At 61.8% G+C, this 22589-nt stretch carries 19 protein-coding genes and 1 pseudogene; 8 read left to right on the top strand and 12 right to left on the bottom strand.

Annotated elements, in window-relative coordinates:
• Positions 1-1221, bottom strand: coding sequence for an N-acetylmuramoyl-L-alanine amidase (locus GTF44_RS07640; RefSeq protein WP_171560557.1), 1221 nt, complete (start codon positions 1219-1221; stop codon positions 1-3).
• Between the two features lie 147 nt (positions 1222-1368).
• Here GTF44_RS07640 and GTF44_RS07635 point away from each other — a divergent pair, with 147 nt between their 5' ends.
• Positions 1369-2322 carry a hypothetical protein gene (locus GTF44_RS07635; RefSeq protein WP_171560554.1) on the top strand — a complete coding sequence of 318 codons (954 nt, stop codon included), beginning with the start codon at positions 1369-1371 and terminating at the stop codon, positions 2320-2322.
• Here GTF44_RS07635 and GTF44_RS07630 read toward each other — a convergent pair.
• Complete coding sequence (locus GTF44_RS07630; RefSeq protein ID WP_171560551.1) at positions 2319-3470, bottom strand: aminotransferase class I/II-fold pyridoxal phosphate-dependent enzyme; 1152 nt, start codon at positions 3468-3470, stop codon at positions 2319-2321. The two genes, GTF44_RS07635 and GTF44_RS07630, sit on opposite strands and share 4 nt — an antisense overlap.
• 51 nt (positions 3471-3521) lie before the next feature.
• On the opposite strand from GTF44_RS07630, the gene GTF44_RS07625 reads away from it, so the two are divergent.
• From GTF44_RS07625 to GTF44_RS22510, 4 genes and pseudogenes are all read left to right on the top strand, one after another.
• Positions 3522-4877, top strand: coding sequence for a M48 family metalloprotease (locus GTF44_RS07625; protein ID WP_253261322.1), 1356 nt, complete (start codon positions 3522-3524; stop codon positions 4875-4877).
• Positions 4874-5632 (top strand): DsbA family protein, encoded by a 759-nt coding sequence (locus GTF44_RS07620; RefSeq protein WP_145209548.1) that lies wholly within the window; start codon positions 4874-4876, stop codon positions 5630-5632. The genes GTF44_RS07625 and GTF44_RS07620 overlap by 4 nt, the downstream gene beginning before the upstream one ends.
• Before the next feature lie 125 nt (positions 5633-5757).
• Positions 5758-6210: pseudogene (locus GTF44_RS07615) on the top strand (Stf0 family sulfotransferase); the annotation flags it as partial.
• A gap of 119 nt (positions 6211-6329) precedes the next feature.
• On the top strand, positions 6330-6518 hold the full coding sequence (locus GTF44_RS22510) for a Stf0 family sulfotransferase (protein ID WP_367383414.1): 189 nt from the start codon (positions 6330-6332) through the stop codon (positions 6516-6518).
• Between the two features lie 91 nt (positions 6519-6609).
• On the opposite strand, the gene GTF44_RS07610 is transcribed toward GTF44_RS22510, so the two are convergent.
• Positions 6610-9318: a ribonuclease E/G gene (locus GTF44_RS07610; RefSeq protein ID WP_171561037.1), complete on the bottom strand. Its 2709-nt coding sequence runs from the start codon at positions 9316-9318 to the stop codon at positions 6610-6612.
• A 450-nt stretch (positions 9319-9768) separates the two neighbouring features.
• Between GTF44_RS07610 and GTF44_RS07605 the strand changes: the two genes are divergently transcribed.
• Positions 9769-10695, top strand: a complete 927-nt coding sequence (locus tag GTF44_RS07605) for a polysaccharide deacetylase (RefSeq protein ID WP_171560549.1) — start codon at positions 9769-9771, stop codon at positions 10693-10695.
• 84 nt (positions 10696-10779) lie between these two features.
• Entirely contained in the window at positions 10780-11346 is a 567-nt protein-coding gene (locus GTF44_RS07600; RefSeq protein ID WP_253261431.1) for a helix-turn-helix domain-containing protein, read from the top strand.
• Here GTF44_RS07600 and GTF44_RS07595 read toward each other — a convergent pair.
• The 9 genes from GTF44_RS07595 to GTF44_RS07555 form a co-directional block, all read right to left on the bottom strand.
• Positions 11343-12095, bottom strand: coding sequence for an SDR family NAD(P)-dependent oxidoreductase (locus GTF44_RS07595; RefSeq protein ID WP_171560546.1), 753 nt, complete (start codon positions 12093-12095; stop codon positions 11343-11345). The genes GTF44_RS07600 and GTF44_RS07595 overlap by 4 nt on opposite strands.
• A gap of 1 nt (position 12096) precedes the next feature.
• Complete coding sequence (locus GTF44_RS07590; RefSeq protein ID WP_171560543.1) at positions 12097-13245, bottom strand: Xaa-Pro peptidase family protein; 1149 nt, start codon at positions 13243-13245, stop codon at positions 12097-12099.
• Positions 13221-14291: an ABC transporter ATP-binding protein gene (locus GTF44_RS07585; protein WP_171560540.1), complete on the bottom strand. Its 1071-nt coding sequence runs from the start codon at positions 14289-14291 to the stop codon at positions 13221-13223. Before GTF44_RS07585 ends, GTF44_RS07590 begins: the two co-directional genes overlap by 25 nt.
• Entirely contained in the window at positions 14288-15262 is a 975-nt protein-coding gene (locus GTF44_RS07580; protein ID WP_171560528.1) for an ABC transporter ATP-binding protein, read from the bottom strand. Before GTF44_RS07580 ends, GTF44_RS07585 begins: the two co-directional genes overlap by 4 nt.
• Before the next feature lie 5 nt (positions 15263-15267).
• Positions 15268-16173, bottom strand: a complete 906-nt coding sequence (locus GTF44_RS07575) for an ABC transporter permease (RefSeq protein WP_171560525.1) — start codon at positions 16171-16173, stop codon at positions 15268-15270.
• A complete protein-coding gene (locus GTF44_RS07570; RefSeq protein ID WP_145209575.1) occupies positions 16170-17147 on the bottom strand; it encodes an ABC transporter permease in 978 nt (325 codons plus the stop codon). The genes GTF44_RS07575 and GTF44_RS07570 overlap by 4 nt, the downstream gene beginning before the upstream one ends.
• A gap of 31 nt (positions 17148-17178) precedes the next feature.
• On the bottom strand, positions 17179-18786 hold the full coding sequence (locus GTF44_RS07565; protein ID WP_171560523.1) for an ABC transporter substrate-binding protein: 1608 nt from the start codon (positions 18784-18786) through the stop codon (positions 17179-17181).
• A gap of 180 nt (positions 18787-18966) precedes the next feature.
• Entirely contained in the window at positions 18967-20421 is a 1455-nt protein-coding gene (locus tag GTF44_RS07560; RefSeq protein ID WP_216365008.1) for an NAD-dependent succinate-semialdehyde dehydrogenase, read from the bottom strand.
• A gap of 93 nt (positions 20422-20514) precedes the next feature.
• On the bottom strand, positions 20515-21654 hold the full coding sequence (locus GTF44_RS07555; RefSeq protein WP_171560520.1) for an FAD-dependent oxidoreductase: 1140 nt from the start codon (positions 21652-21654) through the stop codon (positions 20515-20517).
• 95 nt (positions 21655-21749) lie between these two features.
• Between GTF44_RS07555 and GTF44_RS07550 the strand changes: the two genes are divergently transcribed.
• Positions 21750-22586, top strand: a complete 837-nt coding sequence (locus GTF44_RS07550) for a sugar phosphate isomerase/epimerase (RefSeq protein ID WP_171560517.1) — start codon at positions 21750-21752, stop codon at positions 22584-22586.
• Positions 22587-22589: the final 3 nt, after the last annotated feature.

Here is a 22589-nt window from a genome sequence, read left to right as displayed (position 1 = left end):
TCACTGCCGCAGCAGGGCGGCTGCCGCCGCATCCGTCACCGCCCATTCCAAAATCGCATCTCGGATTGTGGCTTGGAACGCCGCCCGCCAGTCAGCATCGAGGATATTGGCCAGGTCGCTCGGCTCCGACATAAATCCAAGCTCCACCAGGACCGAAGGGATATCCGCCGCTTTCAACACGGTGAACCCGGCCTCAAGCCGGGGGCGGCTGTGCAGATCGCCCTCGGCTTGTGAGATCGCCGCGACCAAAGCATCGGCCAGCGCGTCTGAGCGCGGGTCGGTTTCGCGCCGCGCCAGGTCCATCAGAACATCGGCCACCACATCATCGCTGCCGCTGAGGTCGACGCCAGCCAGCAAATCTGCCCGATCATGACGTTCGGCCAAAGCGGCGGAGGCCTCATCGGAGGCAGTTTCCGACAGGGTATAGACCGTCGCGCCGGTCGCCCGCCCCTCCGCCAAGGCATCGGCGTGGAGCGAGAGGAGCAGATCCGCGCCCGCCGCGCGGGCGATGGTGACCCGCGTGGGCAACGGTACGAATGTGTCGCTTTCCCGGGTCAGGATAACATCGAACCTCCCCGACCGAACCAGTGTTTCCCGCAACTCCCGGGCAAAGATCAGCATCAGATCGGCCTCGTCATGGCCATCGCGCTGTGCGCCGGGATCAACGCCACCATGGCCTGGGTCCAGAACCACGATCAAACGTTCGGCCCCATCCTGCCGCGCCAGCCCGGGCACGGTTGCAACCGGCGTCACCAATGTGGCCACCCCCGGCGGCGCACCGGCCTCGGCGGCGAAGGTTTCGGCATCAATCGGCACCATCCCGATCCGCACCCGCGCCGTGCCATCACTCGGGTCGGTGGCCATCGCCGCCAAGGTCACGCGCATCGGCTCTGCAAGGCGGAGAACCATGCGCGACCAGCCCGCCTCCAACGCGCCGCCAGTTTCCACCGATGTGATGGTGTCAGCCGCGTCGAACTCTGGCCCAAGACCGTCCCAAGCAACTTCGCGGAAATCGACAACCACACGGGCCGGATCATCCAAGGTGAACACCCGAAACGGCACCGCCTGGGTGATGGCCAAAACCATTTCCGCCCCGCCCCGGCTGGTGTCTTGCGCGCGGCTCGTCTCGGGCAGCACGCGGGCCAAGGCACGGAACTCCTGCGCCTGGGCCGCCGCGCCCAAGATCGAAATCACTAGAAAGGTCAGAACTGCTCGGATCATCGGTCTTTTTCGCCGAATTGTGGTTGGCACGTCTCTAGCAGTTTTGGCGCGGCGCATGAAGGGCCGAGTTTTGGCACCATCCGCGCCACATCCCCGCCGTTTTCGAGCGCAACCCTATGCCCACCCGACGCAAGACAGACGCAGAAAATGCCAAAATCGACGATCTATCGTTTGTACCGCCTGCGCCGCACGATCCTCTTGGTCGTGGCAATCGTGACGCTTGGCGCTTTGGTCTCAAATCTGATCGGCGGGATCTACAGCCCGTTCTACTTCGTAGCGGACATTGCCGAAGCTGCCGGGATCACGCTGGCGCTCGCCTGCATCGCTGCCATCCTTCTGCCCACCTGCCCGGTCGAACATCTGGCCGCCGCAGTCGTTGCGGCGGTCATGCTCGCCACGTCGCATTGGCACGGCCTCCTTTTTGCACCGGACAGCAAGGGCGGCGCGTTTGACGGGACATGGCAGGTGATCGGCTTTTACGCCATCACGGGCTATTTCGGCTGGACCGTCGTTCTCGGTCTCATCGCGCTTGCCCTGGAACGCATCATGGGCCTCAAGGCTGTGTTTCGCGGCACGATCTTCCGCCGCGAACCGCTAGACATGATCCGGCCTCTGTTCCGCGTCACGCCTGACACCACGCAGGAGCATATGAGCTATGACCCGGTCCGATGGGATGGCTGGGCCGAGGTGAAAACCGCGCGGAAAGGTCATCGCGAGGGTGATTTCCGGATTGACCGCATAGAAGGCGGCTATCTGATCCGCTCGGTCCGGTCCGACCCGGAGGTCGAAGTGATTGAAGCGCTGATCACCCAAACCGAGGGCGCAGCACCCGACAGCGTCACGACCCTACGGTTTTCGGAGACCTCGCAAGGCACAAAGGTGCAGGTCCACGAGGTCACGACCTGTTTGAATGCTTATCGGCTGCTGGAGTTCTGGCTCGGCGACATCGCGGCGGACCATCTCCACCATGAGATTGATGCCAAACTTGGTTGCCCGAGCCGCGCCATCTGGCGCCTGCCGCTGCGCTCGGTGATGCTGACGATCAGCAGCCTCTTGACACGACGCGGCCCCAACTCCGCTGGCCCTTCTGCCGCGAGTTAAGCACGCCGAGCCGCCATGAAGGCCTGCAAACGGGCAATGCTTTCCTCAATGTCCCCCGTTGAGCGGGCATAGGAAAAGCGGAGCGTCTGGTGGCCGCGATGCGGATCGAAATCAAGGCCCGGCGTCACCGCCACACCGGCTTGCTCCAGCATCTCGGCGCAGAACGCCCGGCTGTCATTGGTCCAGTCCGACACATCTGCGTAAACATAAAATGCGCCGTCGGCCGGGGCGGTCTTGGTAAAGCCCGCCTTGGCCAGCCCGTCGAGCATCAGCGCCCGGTTCGCAGCATAAACCGCGCGATGGCCATCCAACTCGGCACGGCCCTCCGGGCTAAGCGCACCGAGGGCGGCAACTTGGGCCGCATGGGGCGGGCAGATGAACATATTCTGCGCCAAGCGTTCGATCAGGCGGACATGATCCGGCGGCACAACCATCCAGCCCAACCGCCAGCCGGTCATGGAGAAATACTTCGAAAACGAATTAAGCACATAAACCTGATCGGTGATTTCCAGCGCGGAGACGGCCGGGCCTTCATATTGCAACCCATGATAAATCTCGTCGGAAATCAAAGCGATATCGCGTGCAGTGCAGGCCTCTGAAAGTTCCCTGATCGCGTCTGCATCCAGCATCGTACCGGTCGGATTAGCGGGCGAGGCCACAACCAACCCAGCCAAATCATCGGTCAATTGCGCCGGCAGAGGCTGATACCGGCTGGCCAGATCGGTTTGCAGCCCGACCGGCTCCAGGCTTAGCGCCCGCAGAATCTGCCGATAAGACGGGTAACAGGGTTCGCCCAAAGCGACTTTCTCACCCGCATCAAAAAGCGCGGAAAATGCCAACAAAAACGCGCCTGAGGCGCCGGCGGTCACCACCACGCGCGCCGGATCGAGATCAAGGCCATACCATTCGTCATAAAGCGCTGCGATGCCCGCGCGCAGATCAGGTCGGCCAAGCGCAACGGTGTATCCAAGCGGCCCCGCGTCCATCTCGGCGGCAAGCCGCGCGCGTGCGGCAAGCGGTGCGCCAGTCCCGGGCTGACCCACTTCCATATGGATGATGTGACGCCCCGCCTCTTCGGCGGCACGGGCCGCTTCCATCACATCCATCACGATGAAGGGATCGACCTCTGCCCGGCTTGAATGTCGCATGAAAGCCTCCGTATGATGGCCGCGTTGAACCAGTCCCGATTGGAGACGTCAATGCCCGCCCGCCGCCGCTTAATGACGCTGCTCGCAGCGCTGGCCCTGACCCTCTCGGGTTGGGCGGCACAGGCGCAATCGATCATCCGCGATGCCGAGATCGAACGCGGGTTGCAGGAGCTGGCCGCCCCGATCTTGCGCGCGGCTGGCTTGCCAACCTCAACCCGGATCATTGTGGTGAATGACCGCTCTCTGAACGCTTTCGTCGCGGACGCCCGGCATATCTTCATCCATTCCGGCCTGCTTTTGCGCATGCAAGACCCCGCCGAATTGCAGGCCGTCTTGGCCCATGAGGCGGCGCATATCGCCAATGGCCATCTGACCCGCCGCCCCGCCGCCGCGCGCTCAGCCGGGAGCGCGGCGCGCATGGGTCTGCTCTTGGCATTGGCGGCAGGAGCAGCCTCGGGCAATAGTGAGGTGGGCGCCGGTCTGGCGATCGGGTCCACCTCCGCCGCCGCGCGCCGGTTTTTTGCGCATACAAGGGCGGAAGAGGCCAGCGCCGATCAGGCTGGGATGCGCTACATGGTGCAATCGGGGATCGACCCCGCCGCGATGCTGACGGTGCTGGATATCTTCCGGGGGCAAGAGGCGCTCTCCGTCGGGCGGCAAGACCCTTATATCCGCACTCATCCCCTGACCCGCGATCGGATCCGAACTGTCGAGGCCTTCGTCAATGGCCGCTCAGGCGCGGCTGCGGGGGCGGAAAGCAACGCCGAGGCGCGCTATTGGTTTGCACGGATCACCGGCAAGCTCGGCGGGTTTTTAAACGCGCCGCGCCAGACCCTGCGCCAGGTGGGGCGGAATGACCAAGGCGAGATCGCGACGCTGCGCCGGGCGATTGCTTATCACCAAAGCACCGATGCCAGCCGCGCCATTTCCGAGGTTGGACGGCTGCTACAGATGCGGCCGAACGATCCTTACTATCAAGAACTTCAGGGGCAAATCCTGTTTGAGTCCCGCAACTTCGGCGCCGCTGTCCAAGCTTATGCCCGCGCCGTGCAACTGGCCCCACGCGAACCGCTAATCTTGGCTGGGTATGGCCGCGCGCTTCTGGCCGCCGACACTCGCAGCGGCAACGCGCAGGCGCTGGACGTGCTCGGGCGTGCCTATTCTCGCGACCCGTTCGACCCGCGAATGTTGCGCGATCTGGCACTCGCCTATGCGCGGAGTGGCAATAACGGCATGGCCTCGACCGTGACGGCGGAGCGTTATGCGGTTCTAGGTCGAATGGAAGACGCCGAAATTCACGCAACCCGGGCCAGCGGCCTTTTGCCCACCGGATCGGGTGGCTGGCTTCGGGCCCAAGATGTGCTACGGGTGGCCGAAGCCGCTCAAAACCGGAGAAACCGCCGATGAAATCCTTTCTTACCGCCGCCCTAACGGGGCTGGTTTTGGCTCTATCTGGCCCTGCCCTTGCCGTCGATTTGGACGCGTTGAGCGACACTGAGCGCGACGCGTTTCGCGCCGAGGTTCGGGCCTATCTGCTAGAAAACCCCGAAGTTCTGATGGAAGCCATTGCGGTATTGGAGCAGCGTCAGGCCGAGGCCGAGGCGATGCAGGATCTCGATCTCGTTGCGGCCAATGCGGATGCCCTGTTCAACTCCGACACCGCCTGGGAAGGGGGCAACCCAGAGGGCGATATCGTCTTGGTCGAGTTTCTCGATTACCGCTGCGGCTTCTGCCGCCGGGCGTTCCCGGAGGTTGAGCAACTGATCGAGACCGATGGCAATATCCGCCTTGTGATCAAAGAATTCCCGATCTTGGGCGAGCAATCGACGCTGGCTTCGCGCTTCGCTCTCTCAACCCGGATCATCGAAGGGGATGATGCCTATAAAGACATCCATGACGCGTTGATGGTGATGCGTGCGGATGTCAGCGAAGAAAGCCTGAGCCGGTTGGCAGGCGAGCTTGGCTTTGACGGTGACGCGATCCTGGCCGGGATGTCGGACCCAGAGATCGACCGCGTGCTGGAGGCGAACTACGCCCTGGCGCAGCGGCTGCAGATCAGCGGCACGCCAAGCTTCGTGATGGGCGATCAACTGCTGCGCGGCTACCTGCCCTATGACGCGATGGCGAGCCTGGCGGAGGAGCTGCGCGCCGCAGCAAACTGAGCGGCGCGGCCACCCGCGCATAACAATCGCAAGGGCGGATGTTGCCCTTGCGATAGCATGTCATCCGCTTGCCACACGGCGTCGATAAACATGGGCCTTGCTCATCACCGGATGATGAATGGGATATGCCGAAATTCGACTCATACGTGATCTGCACCTCCCCGCGCAGCGGCAGCACATTGCTCTGCAAACTTCTGGCGGCGACAGGTATCTCCGGCAAGCCCGAGTCTTATTTCCATACACCTTCGGCGGATGATTGGGCGAAGGCTCTCGATCTGACGCTTACCGATGCGGCATCCGAACAAGAGGCGCTCGCCGAAATCTTTGAGGCCGTGCGTGCAAAAGGGCGCGGTAATACCTCGATCTTTGGCCTCAGATTGCAGCGGCACAGCGTCGATTATTTCCTGCAAAAACTGGCCCAACTACATCCTGGTCATACGACCGATTTGCCACGTTTTGAGGCCGCATTTGGGCGCGCCGCGTTCATCCATCTGACGCGGATGGATAAAGTGGAACAGGCGGTGTCATACCTAAAGGCCGAACAGACCGGTCTTTGGCATCAGGCACCAGACGGAACAGAATTGGAGCGTATCTCGCCACCAGCGCCGCCACAGTATGACGCCGCTGCCATTCAAGAGAGATATGACAGGTTTCAGGCCTTTGTCACGGATGGAGCCGCTGGTTCACGGCTGAGGGCATTCATCCGATCCGTATCACCTATGAAGCGCTCTCGGCTGACCCGATTGGCACATTGCGTGATCTGTTGGACCGGCTTGGTTTGGAGCGAAGGGCCGCTTCGGGTGTGACACCGATGGTCGCGAAATTGGCCGATCACACCAATGTCGATTGGGCGACACGATTTCGAGCAGAACGGAGTGCCCACTAGCGCGTGCGGGCGTGGCATCCGCTCGGAAGCATCTCCCATCAATGTTAAAGGGCGCCCTCTGGACGCCCCTTTTTTCAGGTCTGTAAGCGGGTCAGCCGATTGACCACCAGCCCTTACGTTTCGGCTTCGGCGGACTGTCATCCGCCACCACGGCAACCGGTTCTGGCTCCGGTTGTGGTTCGGGGGCCGGTTGAGGCTCGGCAGCGGCTTCCTCGACAACAGGCTCCGGCTCCGGGGCCGCCTCTTGTGCCTCAACCACGGCCTCCACCATCGCTGGTTCTGGCACAGGCTCGGGGGCCGGTTCCGGCTGTGTCTCCGGCTCGGCAGAGTCGGTCGCATCACCTGGCTCTGCCTCCGCCGGGGCTTCGGCCGCGCCCTCGGATGCATCAGCCTCGGTCGCCTTCTTGCGCCCGCGCCCGCCTCGCGACCGGCGGCGTTTTGGCTTGGCCTCCTCTTCGACCGGCGCGTCAGAGGCCTCAGCTGCAGGGGCCTCTTCTGCATCCACCTGGGCAGTTGCGGCTTCGGCGGTGTCTTCGGCCTCGGCGTCGCCGTTGGTCTGCGCCTCATCGCCGTTCGATTTCCGACGACCGCGCCCGCCCCGACGCCGACGACGTTTCCGCTTGGTGCCGTTCTCTTCCGTCTCCGCGGCCTCCGGCGTCTCCGCCTCATCGCTCGCGGTGTCGTCCTCGATCTCATCCATCAAAGCCGCATCCATCGAGACAATCGGCGCCGCATCGGGCACCCGCCGCGTAGCGGTTTTGAACTTCTCGATCTTGTAATCGGGTGCCACCAGATGCGGGTCGGCCTCGATCCGGACCGAAAGGCCATAGCGGGCTTCGATCTCGGCGAGATATTCCCGCTTGGCATTCATGATGAAGTTCACGATCCCCACCGGCGCGGTCAGCAGCACCTCGCGCGAGCGGCGGCGCGTGCCCTCTTCTTCCAACTGTCGCAGGATCGACAACGCCAAGCTGTCATCTGAGCGGACCAACCCGGTGCCATGGCAGGCGTGGCACGGTTGCGTCGTCGCTTCCAACATCCCAGGGCGGAGCCGCTGACGGCTCATTTCCATCAGGCCAAAGGCCGAAATCCGACCCACCTGAATCCGCGCGCGGTCGGTTTTCAGCTTCTCTTTGATCCGTTTTTCGACCGCGCTGTTGTTGCGACGATCATCCATATCGATGAAGTCGATCACGATCAGACCGGCCAAATCTCGCAACCGCAACTGGCGCGCCACCTCTTCGGCGGCCTCCAAGTTGGTCTTGGTCGCGGTCTCCTCGATCGAGCCTTCCTTGGTCGCCCGACCGGAGTTCACATCAATCGCCACCAGCGCTTCGGTCACACCGATCACGATATAGCCGCCGGATTTGAGTTGCACGACCGGGTTGAACATATCGGCCAAGTAGCCCTCGACCTTGTGGCGCGCGAACAGCGGCATCGGGTCGGTGTAATGCTTCACGTTCTTGGCGTGGGACGGCATGATCATTTTCATGAAGTCCTTGGCCTGGCGATAGCCGGCATCACCTTCGACCAGCACCTCGTCGATCTCCCGGTTATAGAGATCGCGGATCGAGCGGTGGATCAGGTTGCCTTCCTCATAGATCGGCGCAGGCGCGGTGGATTTCAGCGTCAGGGCGCGGACCTGCTCCCATTGCCGCTGCAGATACTCATAATCGCGCTTGATCTCGGCCTTGGTGCGCTTGGCCCCGGCGGTCCGCACGATCAGCCCCGCGCCCTGCGGCACGTCGAGACCGGTGGCGATCTCTTTCAACTTCTTACGGTCGGCGGCGTTGGTGATCTTGCGAGAAATCCCGCCGCCCCGCGCGGTGTTCGGCATCAGCACGCAATAGCGCCCCGCGAGGCTGAGATAAGTGGTCAGCGCCGCGCCTTTATTGCCACGCTCTTCTTTCACGACTTGGACCAGAAGGATCTGGCGAACCTTCACGACTTCCTGGATTTTGTACTTCCGGGGGCGCGGCTTGCGTACCGGGCGGATGTCTTCCTGGTCGTCATCATCTGCGACCGTATCAACATCGTCATCGGCGGCTTGGGCGTCATCCTCGGTGCCATCTTGTTCGGCGTCGTCTTGTTCGGTGTCGCCTTCTACATCGGGCTCGTCCGCTGCGTCAGCGCCGTCATCGGCCTCCGGCTCAGATGCGTCTTTCGCCGTGTCAGGATTGGCCTCATCCGTTTCAGACGCTTCTGCCTCTGCAACAACTTCGTCAGCGGGGTCGGCCTCCGCAACCTCGGCCTCTGGTGTCTCAGCCGCCGTGTCAGGTTCGGCTTTGGCCGCCTCTCCTGCATTGGCCTCTGACGTATCGGTCAGATCGGTGGCAACGACCTCTTCATCGCCCAGATCGACCACATCCATACCGGAAGGGGTTTTGGCCTCGCCGGTGGTAACCGCGTCGGTCTTTGTGGCCTCGGCCTTGGTATCGGTGCTTTTCCGGCGCCGACGACCACGGCTGCGTTTCGGGCGCGGTTCCTCTTCGCTTGCGGCCATCGCCTCGGCATATTCCCGCTCTTCGGCCAGAAGCGCTTCGCGATCCGCCGTCGGGATTTGGTAATAGTCCGGGTGGATTTCCGAAAAGGCCAGAAACCCGTGCCGGTTGCCGCCATAATCGACAAAGGCCGCTTGAAGCGACGGCTCCACCCGGGTGACCTTTGCGAGATAAATATTGCCTGCGAGTTGCCGCTTGTTCAGCGACTCAAAGTCGAACTCCTCGACTCTATTTCCGTCTGCCACGACAACGCGGGTCTCTTCCGCGTGGGTGGCATCGATAAGCATCTTTTTTGCCATGTTATCCTTGCGCATGACCGCATCCCGAGCCCTCGGGCTCTCTGGCGGTCATGATATCCTGAAATGGCGAGGGCGCGCGTGCGCACCGTTGAGGGGCGGGCCAATGCCGCGCCTCTCGGTGCCAGGGTTTGTCTCGCGCGCGTCATCGCGGTTTGTCTCCGACAGCGCGACAAGGTCTGCGCCATCCGTTCATAAGCCCTTCTACAAAGGGCAATCTCTATGGTCCTCAAGGACCTTCCGTCTGCCCGTCTGGCGCGCGTCACGTTACGGCGCGTCCAAGGGCAGAGAAACCATTCGACCGATCCAGGCTAATCCAAACCGGCTTCTCTGACATTAATGTCAGCGAAAGGCAGATTACAATGGCTATTTCCGTATCCCCGCCCGCCCTTGCATCCAATTGCCGAGCAGATAGGGTATAAAAACCTCCCTCCTCCAGCTGATAAGAGATCGATGCGAGACCTTTCAAAAATCCCGCCATATCAATGGACTGAGCCGGAGTGGCGTGGTCTGGTCAACCGCGTGCGCGCCGGGCGCAGATTGGCGCCCAAGACCTGGCCAGGCAATGCCCGCTGCGCCGTGGCGCTTTCCTTCGATTGCGATCACGAAACATTTGAAATGGGCGCGGGTGGCCACGCAATCGGACGGCTCAATTGGGGCGACTATGGCCGCCGCGCGGGCGTGCCGCGGATTCTGGATCTGCTGGCCCGGGAAGCGGTTCCGGCGAGCTTCTTCATGCCGGTCGTAGCCGGGTTGATCGACCCAAGCGAGCCGCGCCGGATCGCGGAGGCTGGGCATGAGATTGGCGTTCATGGCTGGATTCATGAGCAAACAGGGACGCTCAGCGCAGCGGAAGAGCGCGAGATGTTGATCCGTGCCCGAGATACATTGGCCGACCTATCCGGCGCCGAACCTGTTGGTCACCGCGCAGCGCATTGGGATTTGAGCCCGCATACCGCCGCCCTCACCGCGGAACTGGGCTTCGAATATGACAGCTCAATGATGGCCGATGATGACTGTTACGAGATACTTCTGGACTGCGACCCATCGGGTTTGATCGAAATTCCGGTCGATTGGGTGCGCGACGACGCCGCTTACCTGCTCTTCAATCGCACCCCACCGACCCGGCCCTATACGTCACCCGAGGCGGTGTTCGACATCTTCAGACACGAGTTCGATCTGGCCTATGAAGAAGGCGGAGTCTGCCAATTGGTAATGCATCCGTTTGTCATTGGATACCGGTCACGGATCTGGATTTTGGACCGTTTGATCGCGCACGCCAAAGCCAAAGGCGATGTCTGGTTTACGACCCATCGGGATTTGGCCGCCTATCTGCGTGAGAGCTTTGATCTATCGGCAAAACCGCCTCAAACTCCTTGATTTTTAGCGGTTTTTTTGCTCTTCTGCGACCTGCAAACAGGACTAGGGAGCCAAGCGATTCCACGGGATGCAGACACCCCGCCTTTGGGCGATTTGATCCGCCGCAGACGCCGCCAGTTGAACCTGACGCTGGAGACCGTCTGCCGTGCGGCAGATATCTCGAAAGGCTATCTCAGCCAGGTCGAGCGCGGGTTTGCTGTGCCGACGATCACCACCCTGTCGCGGATCGCGGCGGCGCTGGATACCAGCTTGGATGCCTTCATCGCCCGGCCCGACCCGACCGATTGCATCACCCGGGCCGATCAAAGGCAGCGACTGGCGCTCGGCCCGTCAGAACTGCTCTATGAACGGCTTGGCGCCGAGTTTGCTGGTCATGCGCTGTCGACCTTCATCATGACAGTTCCGCCGGGCTATCGCTCGGAGGATGTGAACCATGAAGGTGAAGAGACTTTCTATGTGCTGTCGGGCACGCTCTGTTTGATGTTGGATGGTGACGATATTGCGCTTGGGCCTGGCGATAGTGCGCATTACAGCGCCCGGCGGCTGCATGGCTGGGCCAATACCGGGCAAGATATCGCGAAAGTGCTTTGGACCGGGACGATGGATTTGTTCCGGGAACCAAGCGCCTCGTCGGAGTCTGCTGACGACTAAACCAGTCCTGCCTCGACAGGCAAACAGACCCCTGTGATACCAGCCGCTTGATCGGAGGCGAGATAAAGTGCCGCCTCGGCCACATCCTGCGGCCGCGCGAGCCTGCCCAAAGCGGTTTCACCGGCCAAATCGGCGGCGGCTACATCCGGGTCAGGTCCGCCATCGGCCGCGCGCGCGGCGATGCGGGCCTGAAGCGCCTCCGTCATAATTGGACCCGGCGCAAGCGCGTTGACCCGTACGCCAAGCGGCCCCAAATCCTGAGCCGCGGCGCGCATCAGCCCCACCACCGCATGTTTGCTCGCGGAATAAAGCGCCTGCCCCGCCACTGCACGATAGGCGTTGATCGATGCCATCAAGACCGCGGCGCCTTGGGTCTTTGCCAGATGGGGCACGGCAGCGCCGAGGCTCAGCGCCATGCCGCGCACATTGATCGCGAAAACCCGATCCCATTCCGTGAAATCGAGATCGGTGACCTTGCGCCAAGGCGGAACGACCCCTGCATTTGCGACAAGGATGTCGAGGCCATCCTGCGCGGCCAGGATCGCATCCAAATGCGTTTTTGCCTCCGGTCCGGTCAGATCGAGCGGGATCGGGTGCCAGGCTTTGGGCAGATCGGCCTTGGCCAGCGCATCGGGCAGATCAAGCACCAGAACCCTGGCGCCGGAGGCGGCAAACCTGTCGGCGATCGCCCGGCCGAGGCCTTGCGCGCCGCCGGTGATCAAACAGGTTTTGCCGCCCAATGTGGTCATCTCATTCGACCACGATCAGATCTTGGAAGCCTTTGGTCAGGGCTTCACCGCCGCCAGGCCGGGCCACGATACAATCCTCAACCCGCGCGCTCATGCCGCCATCTTGGAAGATCGACGGCTCGATGGTGAAGATCATCCCTTCTTGCACCAGGGTCTCATCGCCTTTGGTGAGGAAGGGCGGTTCATGCACATCCCACCCGATCCCATGGCCCAAACGGTGCCGGAACGCGTGGCCGTAGCCCGCATCGTCCAGCACATCGCGGGCAGCCTTATCCACCGCTTCGCAAGTGACCTCACCCGCCTTCAGCGCCGCAATCCCGGCAGCTTGGCTTTCCATGATCAATTTGTGGACCAGCACTTGCTCATCGCTTGGCGCGCCGAAAGACACCGTCCGACCGAAGTCATAGCACATCCCATCATGAACCGCGCCGAAGTCGAACAAGACCGAAACCGGCGCTGTCAGAACCCGGGGCCAGCTTTCCAGCTTGGCGCCAAACCGCAGCGGGTGATTGGGGCCGGTGTTATAAAGCGAGGTGGTGAAGGACGGCCCAAGAGAGCCGTGTTTCTTCATCTGGTAATCCACCTCGGACACCACATCGAGCTCGGTCATGCCGATCTTCAACTGCGCGACAACTGCCGCAAAGGCTTTCTCGGTGATCTCACCCGCCTCGCGCAGTTTCTCGATCTCATCGGCATCTTTGATGACCCGAAGCTCCCGCAAGATCGCCGTGGCGGAGATGAAGCGCGCATCGGGGCGGAGCGACTGCAACTCCATCAGCGACTCCGCCTCCGCATCATCGCTTGTCGCGATGCGCGGCGCGTCGGGCAAACCGAATTCGGCCAAGAGACCTTTCACCATCTCCACCGGATCGTCCCAATCGCCAAGCACCCGCACATCCATCTGGTCAAGACCGTCAGGTGCACCATATTCCACGGTCATACGCGGCAAGGTCAGGACCGGCGCGCGCCCTGGCGCCAACCACGCCCCTTCCAACCACATGCCCGGATGCAGGTTGCGGCCATAATTGGGAATGTCTCGGTGGATGCCGGTGAGATAGTCCAGATCGGTCCCGATCGGGATAAAGACCAGATCGGCCCGCCCTTCGATTAGGGTTTGGAACTTCTTCATCCGGTCTTGGTAACTGGCCATTCTGCGGTCTCCTTGATGGTGGTATCGGTATCGGTGGTAATCAGATGACAGGCCGCCTGCCGCCCCGGCGCGATCTCGAGCAACACCGGGGCCTCGCTGCGGCAGCGGTCGGTTGCCAACGGGCAGCGCGGATGGAAATGGCAGCCTTTCGGCGGGTCGAGTGGCGAGGGGATGTCGCCTTTGATCGGTTCATAAGCAACGCGGCGACGGTCCAGCTTTGGAACGCCGTCGATCAACGCGCGGGTATAGGGGTGCTGAGGATGGTCGAAGACTTGTTCCGCCGGGCCGCTTTCGACGATCCGCCCCAGATACATCACCACGATCCGATCGGCGATATGCTCGACCACGCCGAGATCGTGACTGATGAAGACATAAGTCAGGCCAAATTCGTCGCGTAACTCCATGAACAGATTGATGATCTGCGCCTGGATCGAGACATCGAGGGCGGAGACCGCCTCGTCACAGACCAGGATTTCGGGCTTCACCGCGAGCGCGCGGGCGATGCCGATCCGTTGCCGTTGGCCGCCGGAAAACTGATGCGCGAACCGGTCCCGATAGGCCGGATCGATGCCACAGCGGTCCATGATGTCTTTGACGTAACGGTCCAGATCCTCGGGGCTGACGATGCGATGAACGCGGGGGGCTTCCCCGATCAGGTCGCTGACCCGTTTGCGCGGATTGAGCGAGGAAAACGGATCTTGAAAGATCATCTGCATATCGAGCGCACGGGGCGCGCGTGCGCCCTGCCCCTCGGCGGGTTTGGCCAAGCGCGCGGCAGGTGCCTGCCCTTCGATCAAAATCTCGCCCGCGCTTGGCTCCAGAAGCCCGGCGATCATCCGGCCGAGGGTCGACTTGCCGCAGCCGGATTCCCCGACCACGCCAAGCACCTCGCCGCGCGCGAGTGTGAAGCTCACATCTTCCACTGCACGGACCTGTGGGCGCGGTTTGGCCAAGCCAAGCGCCGCCAGCATCTGGGCCAGCAGATCGCCCTTTCCGCCGAAACGTTTCGAGACATGGGAAACGGATAGGATCGGTTCTTCAGTCATTCCGTGGCCTCGGTCAGCGGATGGGCACAGCGCAGCGTGTGATCGGGGCCAATCTCCCGCATTTCTTGCGGGTTACGGCAGGCATCGGTGGCATAGCTGCAGCGCGGTTGAAACGGACAGCCCTCGGGCAAGTCGGTCAGGGCCGGCATGCGGCCCGGGATCTGTTGTAACTTCTCACCCCGCATCCGGCGTGTGGGCACCGATGCAATGAGGCCTTTGGTGTAAGGATGCGCCGGGTGGTCGAGCACCTGATCCACCGGGCCCATCTCGACCACGCGCCCGGCATACATCACCGCAATCCGATCTGCGATGCCCGCCACAACGGCCAGATCGTGGGTGATCCAGATCAGCGCGGTGCCGCGCTCGCGGCAGAGCCGCTGCACGAGGGACAGGATTTGCCCCTGGATGGTGACATCAAGGGCGGTGGTCGGCTCATCGGCAATCACCAGATCGGGCTGATGCAGAAGCGCAATGGCGATGGCCACGCGCTGCCGCATACCGCCGGACAGTTGGTGCGGATAGGCGCGCAACCGCTCTTCGGGCGATGGAATGCCGACCTCGTCAAGCGCGGCGATCGCACGGGCCCGCGCTTCAGACCGGCTCAGTTTCAAATGCGCGGCCAGAACATCGCGCATCTGTGTCTCGATCCGCAGCACCGGGTTCAGCGTCATCATCGGGTCTTGGAAGATCATTGCGATCTTGCGACCGCGGGCTTGGCGCATCTCTTCCGGACCAACCTGCAGCAGGTCTTCGCCGTGGACACGCACTTCGCCGCCCACGACCTGCCCCGGCGGGCTGATCAAACCGTTGATCGAGAATCCGGTGAGCGATTTGCCCGAGCCGCTTTCGCCCACGAGGCCGAGGATTTCGCCCCGAGCGACGCTTAGCGAAATGCCGTGGAGCGCCCGAAGCTCTCCATCACCGGTGAAAAACGACGTCTTGAGGTCGCGCAGTTCAAGGACAGTGGTCATTGGGGTCAGGTCCTCAAATGCGGGTTCAAGACATCGCGAAGACGGTCGCCAAGCAGGTTCGCACTGACGATGATCGCCAGCAGCACCAAGCCCGGCAGGACACTGATCCAGTAGCGGCCCGATTGCAGGTAATCGAACCCATTGGCGATCAGGAGGCCAAGCGACGGGCGTGTCGGCGGCAAGCCAAGGCCAAGGAAGGATAAGGTTGCTTCCAGCGAGATCGCGGCAGCCATCTGCATCGTGGCCACCACCAGCATCGTTGGCAGGCAATTGGGTAGGATATGCCCGAGCAAGATGCGCAAACCGCCAAGCTGAAGCCCACGCGCCGCATCGACATACTCCCGCGCGCCTTCGACCAGCGCGACGCCGCGCACCGTCCGCGCGAAATAGGCCCATTGCACGACAACCAGCGCGAAGATGATCTTGTCCACACCGCGCCCCAGGATCACCAAAAGCACCAGCGCCACGAGGATGGTGGGGAAGCTCAATTGCAGATCGACAATCCGCATCAGGACAGTTTCGACCCAACCCCGGCGATAGGCCGCGATCAGCCCGACAATGGTGCCCACGATCAGCGCGAAGAAGCCCGAGAGGAGGCCGACGATCAGGCTGATCCGGATACCGTAGAGGATCGCCGATAGCATATCGCGCCCCTGCCCGTCCGTCCCGAGCCAATAGGTCATGCCGGTGAAGCTCTGGCTGCCCGGCGGCATGAGACTGTCGAGAATATCGACCTGCGCCAAATCATAAGGGTTCTGCGGCGACAGCCAGGGGGCGAAGAGCGCGGCAAGGCAAAAACCGACAAAGACAACCAGGGCAACCGCCGCCGTCGGCGAGGCCAGGAACAGACGCATGCCCGCGCGAAAACTGCCCGGGCGCGGCCCGGTTGTCGTTGAACTGGCTCCACTCATGCCGCGGCCCCTCCCAAACGGACCCGCGGATCAAGCAGCGAGTAGAGAATATCGACGAACAGGTTCAGAGCGACGAACATGATCACCACGAAGATCAGGTAGGCGACGATCAACGGGCGATCCAAAACCGCAATCGCATCGATCAGCATCTTGCCCACCCCGGGCCAGGAGAAGATCGACTCCACCACTACGGCGAAGGCAATCACACCGCCGAACTCCATCCCCAGCACCGTGACGATGGGGATCAGGATGTTTTTCATCACATGCAGGCTGAGGATACGGCGCTCGCGGATACCATTGGCGCGGGCGAATTTGATGTAGTCGGCATAAAGCACTTCGCGCATCCCCGCGCGGGTCAGCCGGATCACCATCGCCATCATGATGAGCGAGAGCGTGAAGGCCGGCATGGCCAGGTGGTGCAACCCATCAAGGGTAAAGAAACTCACATCGGTGCCCAGAAATGGCACCGTATCGCCGCGCCCGATGGCGGGCATCCAGCCCAATTGGACCGAGAAGACGACGATCATGATCAGCCCGATCCAGAAGACCGGCACCGAAAAGCTGAGCATGGAAAACCCCATGATCATGCGAGACGAGAATGCCTCGGGTTTCAGGCCGGCCCGCATCCCCAGCGGGACACCAACGACCAGTGCGATCACAAGCGCGGAGAACGCCAGTTCCAAAGTGGCTGGCAATCGCTGAAAGATCAGTTCCAGCGCCGGGATCCCGTGGGTGAAGGAATTGCCCAACTCCCCCTGAAACAGGTTGCCCATAAAGATCAGATATTGCTGCCAAACCGGCTTATCGAGGCCGAGATCGGCGATGATCCGGGCCAGGCAGGCTTGGTCGCATTCCGACGAGGCGAAGATGTAGACCGGATTGCCGATCACATTGACGCCGAAGAACACCAAAACTGTCATCACCAGCAGGACGAACAACGCCTGAATGCTGCGACGGATGATGAATTCGGTCATGAGTTTTCGCCTCGTCGGGGGATAGCGCCGGTTACTCGGCCGGGCTTACTTCAATGGCGAGCATGCGCTCGTTGGTGCGAGGGCTATGCTCAAGCGAGCTGATCATCGCCCATTGGTTCACCTGGAAGTGCAATGGGATGTAAGCATAGTCTTCCATGCCGATCCGGATCGCTTCCTGCAGGATCTCCAGACGCTCGTCATTGTCGATCGTCTGCTTGGCCAAGACCGAGCGCGCATCAATCGCCGGGTTCGAATAACGACCGAAGTTGCCATTCCCGCCGCCGGTCGCCGCGTTATAGGTCTCCAGCGTGCCCGAGACGGTATACGTCGCCTCGCCCGCCACAGTGCCCCAACCGGTCATCGAGACCGAGAATTCCGGCACATCGAAACCTGGCATCGTCAGCTCATCGCCCCGGATCAGGCGCGAGAAGAAGACGTTGCGCGGCATGGCGTCAACCTCGGTGGTGATCCCAACACGGCTCCACATCTGCGCTACCGCTTCCAGGATGCGGGCGTCGTTGATGTAGCGGTCATTCGGACCGTGGAGCGTGATCTGGAACCCGTCTTCATAACCCGCCTCGGCGAGCAGCGCCGCTGCGGCCTCGGGATCATAAGGATCGGCTTCCAGCTCTTCGACATAGCCGAAGAAGCCCGGCGGCACGATGTTGCGCGTCGGCAAGGAGGCCCCGCCCATGATCCGATCCCGGATCGCTTCGCGGTTGATGGCCAAGCTCATCGCGCGGCGCACACGCCAATCGCGCATCGGGTTCGGGACCATGACATTGCCGTCATTGTCGCGGATGAACTCTTCGACATGCCGATAGCTTGGCATGATATAGATCAGCCGGTCCGACGGGATCGTGGAAACCGTGAAATCCGGGTCTTCCTGAAGCTGCGGCAAATCGATGGTCGGTGGATAATCGATCATATCCACATCGCCATTCAACAACGCGGCCAGACGGGCGGCGTCTTCGCCGACGGGGCGGAACACAACGCGATCCCAATGAACATCGCCGCCCCACCAGTTCGGATTTCGCACAACCGAAACGCGGCTGCCCGGCACGAATTCTTCGAGCATGAATGGGCCGGTTCCGATGGCCGCTTGTCCGCTGTTGAAGTCCACCGACGCGGTCACCCCTTCGGCCGCGTGCTGGGCCACAATCGGCACCATCGCGAGGTCTTCGGCAACGGTCGGATAGGGCCCATCAGTATAGATACGCACCGTCAAATCGTCGACGATTTCCCAAGTCTTGCCCCCCTTTTCCAGCGTGAAAGCGGGGCTTGCCGGCGCACCGGAAATCCCACCGCGCAGACGGTCGAAGGAGAAGACCACATCCTCAGCGGTGAACGGCTCACCATCATGCCAGGTCACGCCCTCGCGCAACCGGAATTCCCAGGTGGTCTCATCAATCGCTTCCCAAGAGACTGCCAAACCCGGTGATGGTTGCGACGCAGAATCGAGATCGACCAGGTGTTCGAAAATATGTTCTTGCACCTGCAAGTCGGCCGAAAGTTGGGTCCAATGCGGATCCAGCGAGCTGGCCTCCGATCGCACGCCAAATGTCAGCACTTCTTCGGCCAGGACGGGCGTTGCGGCCAGGACCGCCCCCGTCACCAAGCCGGTGATCCAGTGTTTCATCTCAATTACCCTCCACGTGTTGGTGGGGCATCGCGCAGGACTAGAGAGCCCGCACACCCCGGGTTTTGGCGCGATTTCGATCTCGCCAATTTCTGGATTTGTTAGGTAAAAAAAGTTTACTTCGATTCGGGCCGGTGTCTATAGAAAATTTTACTATGCGAACCAAAGTTCGCGTTTTTACTATCCGGTCAAACCGCCGACACAGGTGTATTTCATCTCAAGATAGTCATCGAGGCCTTGCCAACTGCCCTCTTTGCCCAGGCCTGACTCTTTCAGCCCGCCAAAGGGCACTTCGGGGGTCACAATCAGCACTTCGTTGATCCCGATCAGCCCGTATTCCAAGCCATCTTGCAACCGGAACGTCCGACCAAGATCGCGGGTGTAGGCATAGGCCGCCAGACCATATTCAGTGTCATTCGCCGCGGCGATTGCTTCCGCCTCCGTCTCAAAACGGAAGACTGGCGCGACGGGGCCGAAAATCTCTTCCTGCGCCAAGCGCATATCCGCAGTGGCCTCCGTCAAAACAGTGGGTTGAAAGAACAACCCACCGCGATCATGCCGCCCGCCACCAGCCGCGACGGTTGCCCCGTGCTCGACAGCGTCGGCAATCAGCTCTTCTGTCTTCGCCAAGGCCGCCATATCAACCAGCGGGCCCTGCTCCGACCCGGGCTCATCGCCCGGCGCAACACGAAGCGCCGCCGCCTTCTCGGCCAGTTTGGCAACAAACGCGTCATAGATGCCCGCCTGGGCGTAAACGCGGTTTGAGCAGATGCAGGTTTGCCCGGCATTGCGGAATTTCGCGATCATCGCCCCTTCGACCGCCGCATCAAGATCGGCATCGTCGAACACAATGAACGGCGCGTTGCCGCCCAGTTCCATCGATACTTTCTTAACCGTTCCGGCAGATGCTCGGATCAGCTCTTTGCCGATCTCGGTCGATCCGGTGAAGGTCAGCTTCCGAACCGCCGGATTTGACGTCAACTCCCCACCAATCGCGCGGGCCGAGCCGGTGATCACATTCACGACGCCCGGCGGAAACCCGGCGCGTTCGGCCAAGAGCGCCCAGACCAATCCGGAATAGGGCGTGGCCGAGGCCGGTTTCACCACCGCCGTGCACCCCGCCGCCAACGCCGCCCCCAGTTTCCGCGCCAGCATCGAGGACGGGAAATTCCATGGCGTAATCGCGGCGACGACGCCCACGGGATGCCGCGTGGTCATCAGTTTACGCCCCGGCCAGGGCGAGGGGATCACCGCGCCATCGGCGCGCCGCGCCTCTTCCGCAAACCACTGCACATAGGCCGCCGAGGAGAGGACCTCCGCCTTGGCTTCGGCGAGCGGCTTGCCCTGCTCCGCCGTCAGAAGCGCGGCCAAGGCATCGGCATGGTCCACAATCTCCGCGTGGAGGCGCCGCAGCAGCGCCCCGCGCTCGGTCACGGTCAGGGCCGCATATGCCGGAAACGCCGCTTCCGCCGCCGCAATGGCTCGCCGGGCTTCGGCGGCGCCCGCATTGGGCACGGTTCCAATCTCGGCACCTGTCGCAGGATTCGTGACGGATATGACGTCGCCCCCATCGGCCGCGCACCAGGTTCCATCAATGTAATTGGCATCCTTTTGCATCGATGCATAAGCGGACATGGCGGTTCTCTCCCGGGCTGGACTCTATATCGAACATTTGTTCGTATATCGAACAGACCAGAGAGGTGCAATCTGTTTGAGTGCCGCGCGATGTCAGATGTCTGACCCCAAACTGAACGGGGAAAGATCTAGGGCTGGCTGATACCCAAGCGCCAAATCCGCCAGCGCTTCCGAGACCGCCGGGGCCGCCGTGAACCCCATCCAGGGGAACAGATTCAAGAAGAAACCGGGCACACCGGGCGCCTCTCCAAGAATCGGGTGCCAATCGGCGGTTCCATTGACGATGGCCGCCCAAGATCGCACCACCGAGGTATCTGCCAGGCCCGGCAAGACCCGCTTGGCCACGGCCAGATTGCGCAGCATCGAAACCTCACTGACCACCGGCCTGCCCCGCATCCGCGCGGGCCAGCCACCGCCGATCAGAAATCCACCTTCTGCCGCCTGCTTGAGGGTGAGCCGGTCGCCCGTGTAATAGAGCAAATAGGGCAGCAGCGGCGGGCGCTTTTCGGTCACGGCCACCTGAATCGGATGACCTTCCAGGGCCAGATCGAGCCCCAGCATCCGGCCGACCCGCGCGGCCTCCGCCCCGGCGGCATTCACCACGCGATCACAGCGGATCGTGCCGCCTGGCACCCGCAGCGAGAACCCAGTTCCGCAAGCGTCGATGGCCTCCACCGGCGTATTCCTGCGAATCTCGGCCCCCGCCTCAACCGCGCGGCGGGCGAAAAGCGGCGTCGCCCGAAACGGATCGGCCTTGCCCTCGATGGGGCAGAATGCGCCGCCTGCGAGGCCCGCTCCCAAATAGGGGGCCTTGGCATAGAGATCAGAGGCAGACCAGATCTCGACTGGCAACCCGGCTTGGCGCTCAATCTCGGCCTTTTGCTCCAACGCAAGAAGGTCGCGATCGGACGCCGCCACCATCAGCCCGCCCTTGGTCGCAACCCCGAGATCTCCGCCAAGCTCGGCCTCCAAGGCCGCCCAACGCGCAATCGACGCCATGAAAAGCGGAATCGTCGCGGCGTAGCGCGCAGCCCAGTCCGGCCCATAATCACGAAACGCGTCGAACGGGATTTGCGCGTGGATCGACCCCGCATTTGACCCCGACGCCGCAAGGTTCAGATCGCGCCGCTCCAACAGCAGCACACGCGCGCCCCGTTTCGCCGCAAAATAGCAGGTCGCCGCGCCAGACAGCCCCCCGCCAATGATGACCAGATCATATTGCTCCAAAGTCACAGAAATCCCATTGAGTCGGCCCTTGTGTTCGCTATACTAACTTTTGTACGCATAATGAACACCATGACATGCGATACCAACAGGAGGTTTTCCCCATGTCTCAGCTCCAAGTGGCGGCGAGCACCTTTCCATTCTTGTATGCGATGGATGGCCTGGAGGCCCTGCAACATCTGCATGGGCTCGGCTATCGCAAATTCGAGATGATGATCTTCCCACCGCATTGCTGGCCCTCTGAATTGAGCGCGGAGCAGCGCAACGCCTATAAGAGTTGGCTCGACGGCGAAGGTGGCGAGATCACCTCGTTCTGCTACCCGCTTTTGGACAACAACCCAAACTCCACCTGCCCGATCATGCGTCGCTACACGCTTGACCGCTATCGCGAGGCGATTGACCTGTCGGCGGAATGGAACTGCCCCTATGTCGTGGCGATCCCGGGGCCGATCGGCAGTTTGATCAACCCACCGACCAAATGGATGCTGGATTGGTTTGTTGAAGGCATGAAAGAGCTGGTGGACCATGCCAAAGGCACCGGTGTGAAACTGCTGCTGGAAAACGTGCCCTTTACCTTCTTGCCAACCGCGCAGGATATGAAAGACACCGCTGCCCTGATCGGCCCGGAGGTCGGCGTGAATTTCGACGTCTGCAACAGCGCCTATATCAAAGAAGACGTCGGCGCCGCGATCCGGCTCTTGGGTGATCTGGTCGAGAATGTGCATATCTCCGACAGTGGCTATGAGGAGTTTAAACATGACCGGCTTGGCACCGGTATTGTCGACCCTGCGCCAGCCTATGAGGCCCTGACCGAGATCGGCTATGACAAGATGACGGTCCTGGAAATCATCACCGATGCGAATATGCCGGGCGTCGACCCGGATGCCGATATCAAAGCCAGCCACAAGATCCTCGCCGATCACGGCTGGTCCTCCCTCTAACCT

It is taken from the genome of Roseobacter sp. HKCCD6576-2, from assembly GCF_013179285.1.
Classification (GTDB): domain Bacteria; phylum Pseudomonadota; class Alphaproteobacteria; order Rhodobacterales; family Rhodobacteraceae; genus Rhodophyticola; species Rhodophyticola oceani.
This window is presented reverse-complemented; position numbering and strand designations above follow the sequence as displayed.